The sequence below is a fragment of the Streptomyces sp. CNX435 genome (assembly GCF_059570575.1).
The window spans coordinates 21,987-28,061 of sequence record NZ_JCANTA010000043.1; the positions used below are offsets into that span (position 1 = coordinate 21,987).

General features: G+C 69.1%; 5 protein-coding genes. 3 read left to right on the top strand and 2 right to left on the bottom strand.

The window, feature by feature from the left end:
- Positions 1 to 60 precede the first annotated feature (60 nt).
- Together T328_RS35095 and T328_RS35100 are read left to right on the top strand one after the other, a co-directional pair.
- Positions 61 to 879 (top strand): hypothetical protein, encoded by an 819-nt coding sequence (locus tag T328_RS35095; RefSeq protein ID WP_496500322.1) that lies wholly within the window; start codon positions 61 to 63, stop codon positions 877 to 879.
- Between the two features lie 594 nt (positions 880 to 1,473).
- Positions 1,474 to 2,334: an LLM class flavin-dependent oxidoreductase gene (locus T328_RS35100; RefSeq protein ID WP_496500323.1), complete on the top strand. Its 861-nt coding sequence runs from the start codon at positions 1,474 to 1,476 to the stop codon at positions 2,332 to 2,334.
- Between the two features lie 160 nt (positions 2,335 to 2,494).
- Here the strand turns inward: T328_RS35100 and T328_RS35105 are convergent, their stop codons facing one another.
- The gene (locus tag T328_RS35105) at positions 2,495 to 4,090 is read right to left on the bottom strand and encodes a glycosyl hydrolase (protein ID WP_496500324.1); all 1,596 of its coding nucleotides are present in this window, start codon (positions 4,088 to 4,090) and stop codon (positions 2,495 to 2,497) included.
- Between the two features lie 499 nt (positions 4,091 to 4,589).
- Between T328_RS35105 and T328_RS35110 the strand changes: the two genes are divergently transcribed.
- On the top strand, positions 4,590 to 4,964 hold the full coding sequence (locus T328_RS35110) for a DUF4913 domain-containing protein (protein WP_496500326.1): 375 nt from the start codon (positions 4,590 to 4,592) through the stop codon (positions 4,962 to 4,964).
- A 78-nt stretch (positions 4,965 to 5,042) separates the two neighbouring features.
- Here the strand turns inward: T328_RS35110 and T328_RS35115 are convergent.
- Positions 5,043 to 6,075 (bottom strand): RICIN domain-containing protein (locus tag T328_RS35115; RefSeq protein WP_496500325.1); only part of this gene is annotated, 1,033 nt, incomplete at its 5' end.

Sequence of the window (6,075 nt, forward strand, 5' to 3'; positions counted from 1 at the left end):
CCCCTACCAAGATCCCGCACCCTCGTTTCGGTGAGTGTGGCGCCCAATGGTGATGGTGGCGTGACCATCGCGGCGTCGACCGCGGCGCCGATCCCGGAGGAGGTACCGGTACCTCCTCAGGGCGCCGTTCTCGGCCTGTACGAGCCGCGATCCGGCCAGAGTCATTCGACCGCTCGGGTCGACGGCATGGGCGAGACCCTTGCGGAGCCCTCCTCGGACAGCAGTTGGTGGCAGTCATACGGCCGAAGGATCGGGCTGGCGCTTGCCGACCTCGGCCCCACCGCCGTGCAGGGCATCGCCCCCTTGGCAGGAAGTGCCGGCCCGCACGTGAACACGGCTGGCATCTCGGCACAAGCCATCAAAGTTTGCTATGAACTCTACGAGCAGCTCGTGAACCGCGATCCAAAGAAGAACCTCGACAAGACGAAATTGGGGGCGAACGTCGCAAGGCTCGTTTCCGTCGCGCTCAATACGGCGGCCGTCGCGGTCGGAGATCAGAATCCAGCCCTCCGGAACGCACTCAGCGGCGCCGCGACCGGACTGGCCTTCGCCGGGTCAACGGCCGAGTTCGTGCACGACCTGCATACGGAGACCCCGCGGCAGCGGCTGTCGGATCTGGAACTGGGGAATCCCCTTGTCCGCGAGATGGCGCCCCTCCAACGCGGGCCGCGGCCAGTCGCCACGGTCGCAGGGGCAGGAGACAACCAGCCGGCCGGACCATGGCCCCCCCAGCCGGCCCGGAGCCTCACCGGTCCACCCGCCACCGCCGCCGAGGCGCGCCGAGGAGATCTCCCCAAGCCGAGCGCGCGTCCCCCCGCCCTGCCCCAATCCGGCCCACCAGGGCTGAGGCGGAGGGCAACGGCGGCCCCCGGGCGATGATCCGGGGGCGGCCCGCAAACTGAAGGCGCCGTTTCCCTCACGAAGCGGGCGGATACGCGAGGGCAGCGTGCTCTGCGTGTCCGCCCGCTGGGCATTCCGCTGGCGGTGTCATCCGCACCGCCGTGGGAGGTCGCGTCCCGCGAGGTGCAACACCGTTGCGTTTTGCCGTCTGATGCTTTGTCAAGTCCATGAACGAGAGGACGGGACCCCTGGTAGATCCCTGTGGTGTCGAGCCCAGAGATCGTCGTACCGGAGGTCCCGTTGCTGCGGCATTCTGCCACCCCGCCCCCCCCGAGGCGTCAGCGCATGATCTGTATGCCCCGGGCCATCTGGGAGAGTTGACGCACCCACGGACCCGGCCTTGTGCGCAACAGGCCCTGGTACACCGGATCAGGGGGCGGTGGCGCCGCGCGCGGTCCCCTTCCGGTCCCGGCAACTCTGGCGATTATTCCGGCCCGGAGATGCGGTAGTACGCCCCGTCCGGCTTGCGCTCACTGGGCGTCCTGTACCGTTCCACACGCCCATGCCACAAGAGGAACGGCACACTCTCAAGTCCAGTCGATGCACTTGGCATTCGCACAAGGAGTACAGCTTATGAAAATTGGTATCGGCATTCCCAATCAGATACGCAATGTGGGAGCGGAAGTCATCCCGGAGTGGGCGCGGCGTGCCGAAGACGCGGGGTTTTCCTCCCTGGGCACTGTGGGCCGTGTCGCCTATCCGGGGGTGATGGACACGGTCGCGCTGGCAGCCGCGGCAGGTGCTACGAGCAGGATCGGGCTCATCAGCAACGTGATGCTCGGCCCGGTCTGGCCCGCTCTGCTGCTGGCCAAGGAGGCTCAGAGCATCGACGGTGTTTCGGGCGGCCGTCTCACCCTCGGTATCGGCCTCGGGGGGCGTCCCGACGACTTCGTGGTGGAGGGCCTGGGTCCGCGCGGCACCGGTGGGCGGCTCGACCGCGACATCGAGACGTACAAGAGCGTGTGGCGCGGTGAGACCCCCGCCGGCTGCGACAACCCGCTGGTGCCCGAGGGCAGCCGTGAGGTGCCTCTGCTCTTCGGCGGCATGGTCCAGGCGTCATACGACCGCGTGGCGCGCTCCGGCCGTGGCTATGTCGGCGCGTCAGTACCGGCACACATGGTCGCCGGCGCCTTCGACGGCGTACGCGCGGCCTGGAAGGAAGCCGGACGCGACGGCTCGCCGTACCTGGTCGGCATCGCCTACTTCGCCGTCGCGGACATCGAGGGTGGCCGAGCGAACGTCTACGACTACTACTCCACCGCGGGAGCAGACACCGCTGGCTTCATTTCGTCTGCGGTGAGCGGAGGAGCGGATGCGATCAAGAAAACCGTCGGGGAATTCGAGGCTATCGGAGCAGACGAGCTGATCCTCAACCCGACCAGCGACGACATCGACGAGATCCAGCGCGTCGCCGAGGTCGTCCTCTCAAACTGAACCGTTCGTCCCGGGCGGCCCGTTGATCGGCCGCGCCGCGCCGCGCCGCGCCGCGTCGTACGTCGGACTCGCCGTGGCCCTGGTGTGGGCCACGGCGAGTCCGTTTTCGGTACGGGCCCCGGGCGCAGACGGTTCTGTTCCCGGGGGCGGCTTGGGCGGGTCAGCCGGCGTCGCGGTAGATGTTGCCGCTGGTGTTCGGGGTGGTGCCGTCGTACAGGCCGGTCGGGCTGGTCTCCGTGGAGAGGGCGAACCACGCGTAGCGTTTCACGAAGGGCAGGACCTCCAGGACCTCGGTCGACGTCTTGATGAACTGGTTCTGCTCCTCCTCGCTCGGGTAGCGGGGGGTGCCCTCGGTGAAGTCGATGAGGGCGTACTCGGTCAGCCAGATCGGCTTCTTGTACCGGTCGTGGATGCGCTGCAGGTAGTAGGCCAGCTGGTAGCTGGCGCGATAGCTGAAGTCGGAGCCGTACCAGTGCACCGGGATGAAGTCGACACGCAGGCCGCGCTCCTCGGCCCCCTTCATGAAACGGTCCAGCCAGGCGCCGGCCTTGTCGGCATCGGTGGCGACCGCCGGTGCTCCCAGGCGCAGGCCGGTCTTCTCCAGCTGGGGCCACAGGTCGAGCGCCTGCTCCACCGTCATGTTGGCCTGCCCGGGCAGGTCGGGTTCGTTGAAGGCGAGGAGGTTCTTGCCCTCCCGGGTGGCATTGCTCAGCTCGGTTTCGTTGACCGAGCCGGGGCCCCAGATCGTCGGGACGTACTCGACGCCCTTGGGCCTCGCGACTCCGTTGCTGGAGGAGGTCCAGTTGTGGTACCAGGACACGCCGGAGTCGGTCAGCGCCTGGGGGGTGCCGTCGACGGGGTTGAGGGCGGCGCCCTTGAGGGGCGTGGTCCGGCCCTTCGGAGCATCGGGGCGCTTCGGCGCATTGGGCTTGGTCTTGTCACCGGTGCCGGAGTCGTCACCGGTGCCGGAGTCGTCACCGGTGCCGGAGTCCCCGCCGGTGCCGGATCCGTGGAAGGCGACGGTCACGCCGCTGCACGCGCTGCACTGCCGCATGACCTGGTTGCCCCGCTGGTGGTCGAGCTTGGACCACCCGTACGCCATGGGGCACCGTTCAAGGAGCGCGTCGCTGTAGGCGGTCGGCCTGTCCTTGTCCTCGTGCGGGTTGACGCACAACAGCGGCTGGCCCGCCGCGTCCTTGGTCAGGTTCTCGGGCGGGCAGGCGGACAGGAGGTCGACGTTGCAGCCCACCGTGGCGCACTCGCCGTTGTCCGCGGGCGGCGGTACGCCGTCCGGGGTGATGGTGATGGGCACCGAGACGGCGTCGACGTAGCTGACGTTGTACCAGGGCGCCAACTGGTCGGCTGTGTCGAAGTTGAACTCGGCGAGGCTGACGGGCTGTGCCCCGCGGTCGCAGCGGTCGGCGTACGGCCCGCAGTCGCCGACGGCGCAGTGGAACGTGCTGCCTTCCTCGCCGGTGCAGTCCTGGCGGGCGAAGAACCTGCCGCGCCAGTGCCCGGCGCCGGACTGCTCGGGGACGGTGACGGTGGCGGACTGGCCCGGGTCCAGCGTCGGCAGTCCGGTGATCGGGGTCGAACCGTCGTCGGTGCTGGCCACGCTGCCGACCCAGATGCGCTCGCCGGTGTCGTTCACGAACGTGACGGTGTGCTCGGCGTCACCGGTGGCCGCGGCGTCGACGACGCGGTCCGCACGGTCGCCGGGAGGGCCTTGGAACGCCGCCGCGGCGACGGCTGACACGCCGACGACGACCAGCAGGAACGCGAACAGAAATGATCGAGATGATCGAGGTGGTCTCACGCGCATAGAACGTGCCTCTCGAGTGGGGGCGTGCGTCGGATCGGTGATCGGAGATCGCCTGCGCACCCACGACGTAAACGCGCGGCGGACGGTTCAACAGACGTGCATTTCTCCGCTTTGACCATTCGAGCAGCCCACGGCCGAGACGCCATATGTCCTTTCGGCGAGTGAACGGGGGATCTGACTGCGGAAAGGAATTGCCCCTCGTCCTTTCGGCGCTCGCGCCACCGCCGGTCGGTGAACCGTATGCGGCGTAGAGACGTGGTGGTCACGCACCAGGCGGAAGCTGCCGAGAGAAAGCGGGACGGCCATGTCCACCGAGACCTCCGAGGTATCCGAAGTGGAGGGGGACGCCGTTCCCCCCGAGGAGGCACGTACCGAATCGGAAAGCACCGATCCAAAGGAGCTTCCGCTCGCCCCACCGCACTTCATCCTCTATATGACGGGGCCCGAGTACGCGCAGAACCTGCGACAGCTGACCCTGTGGACCCACCATGTGCTGCTGCCGGTCTACGGCAGGGAGGTCACCTCCGCGGCCCCGTGGTGCTCCCGCTGGTGGGAGCACCCGGAAGCGGTCGCCCAGCTCCACGGGCTGTGGCTCGCCTGGGGGGAACTGACCGGACCCGGTTCCGGGATGGCCGGGCCCGCGAACTGGCACCGCGACTACCTGGGCCCCGTGATGGGCACGCTGCGGGACCCGATGGGCCCCTTCGCCGGCTGCAAGGTGGGTGCCCACCGGGGCAAGGAGACTCCCAAGGTCGACGCCGTCGACCCGTTCGGCCCGCCGCCGGGGCCGCAGCCCTTCTCGGCCTGACGGAGGCATCACGGGCAGCGGAGAGCGGGATGTACGTGCCGGGCGCACATCCCGCTCTCGGACGCTGTCGCCTCTGACTCAGCTCGCGACGAAGTTCCACTTCTGGTCGTCCAGGGCGCTGCATTCGAAGAGGGTGATCTTGGTGTGCGCGCGCTTCTGGCCCGTCCTGGCTGAGTCGAGGCACATGTCTCCGCTCTTCTGGTTACGGATCCAATAGGCGCCGTTCGGGTGCCGGTGGAGCCACCAGAGCTGGTTGTCCTCGTCGTTGTCGACGCAGTCGTGGACACCGATCGCCCAGCCCACCTGTCCGGGGCCCTTGCCGGGTACGTCCAGGCAGAGGCCGGACGTGACGTTACGGACCAGGTACAGGTCGGCCCCGTGGGTACCGGCCCCCTTGTCGACCAGGTCCAGGACCCACTGCTGGTTGTCGTCGCCCGACGGCTCACAGCCCGCGTCCTGGGTGCTGGTCTCCGGTGTGCTCTCGCCGGTGCCGGGAAGGTCCACGCACAGGCCGTACTTCTTGTTCCTGAGCACGATCTCGTTCTGGGGGACGCCGGGATCTGCGCCGGTAATCGGGCCCGCCGTCCCGTCCTTCGGCTCCTCCGGCTTCGGCTTCTCCGCGCCGGACTCCGAGTCCGACGGGGAAGGCGAGGAGTTCGACGGTGAGGTGCCGGGGAACGTGGGATCGGACGTTCCGGGGTTGAGCTGCGTCGTCGGCCTCCCGTCCGGCTCCTGGGCGGTCCCGGCGGACTGGTTCAGCGGGTCGCCGCCTCCCGAGCTGCCCAGCGCTATCAGCGGTATGAGGATGACGGCCGCCACCGCGACACCCGCCGCCCCCACGAACGCGCGCCGCTTGAGCAACCCGGGCGGGCGGTACTCGTCGTCGGACTGGCTCCGCTGCCCCCGGCGGCCGAATCCCCGGCCGACGTCCTCGTCGGGGTCCGGGCCGGGAGCGGGAGGGGACGCAAGTGCCGGTACGGGCTGCGGCTGCAGGCCCGGCTCGTCGCCTACGTCGTCTACGTCGCCCACGTCGGAGAGGTCGGGGGCCTCGGCGTCGAGGCCGGGAGGAGCGGGATACCCGCCGGATCCGGCGGACCCGGGCACCCCGTCC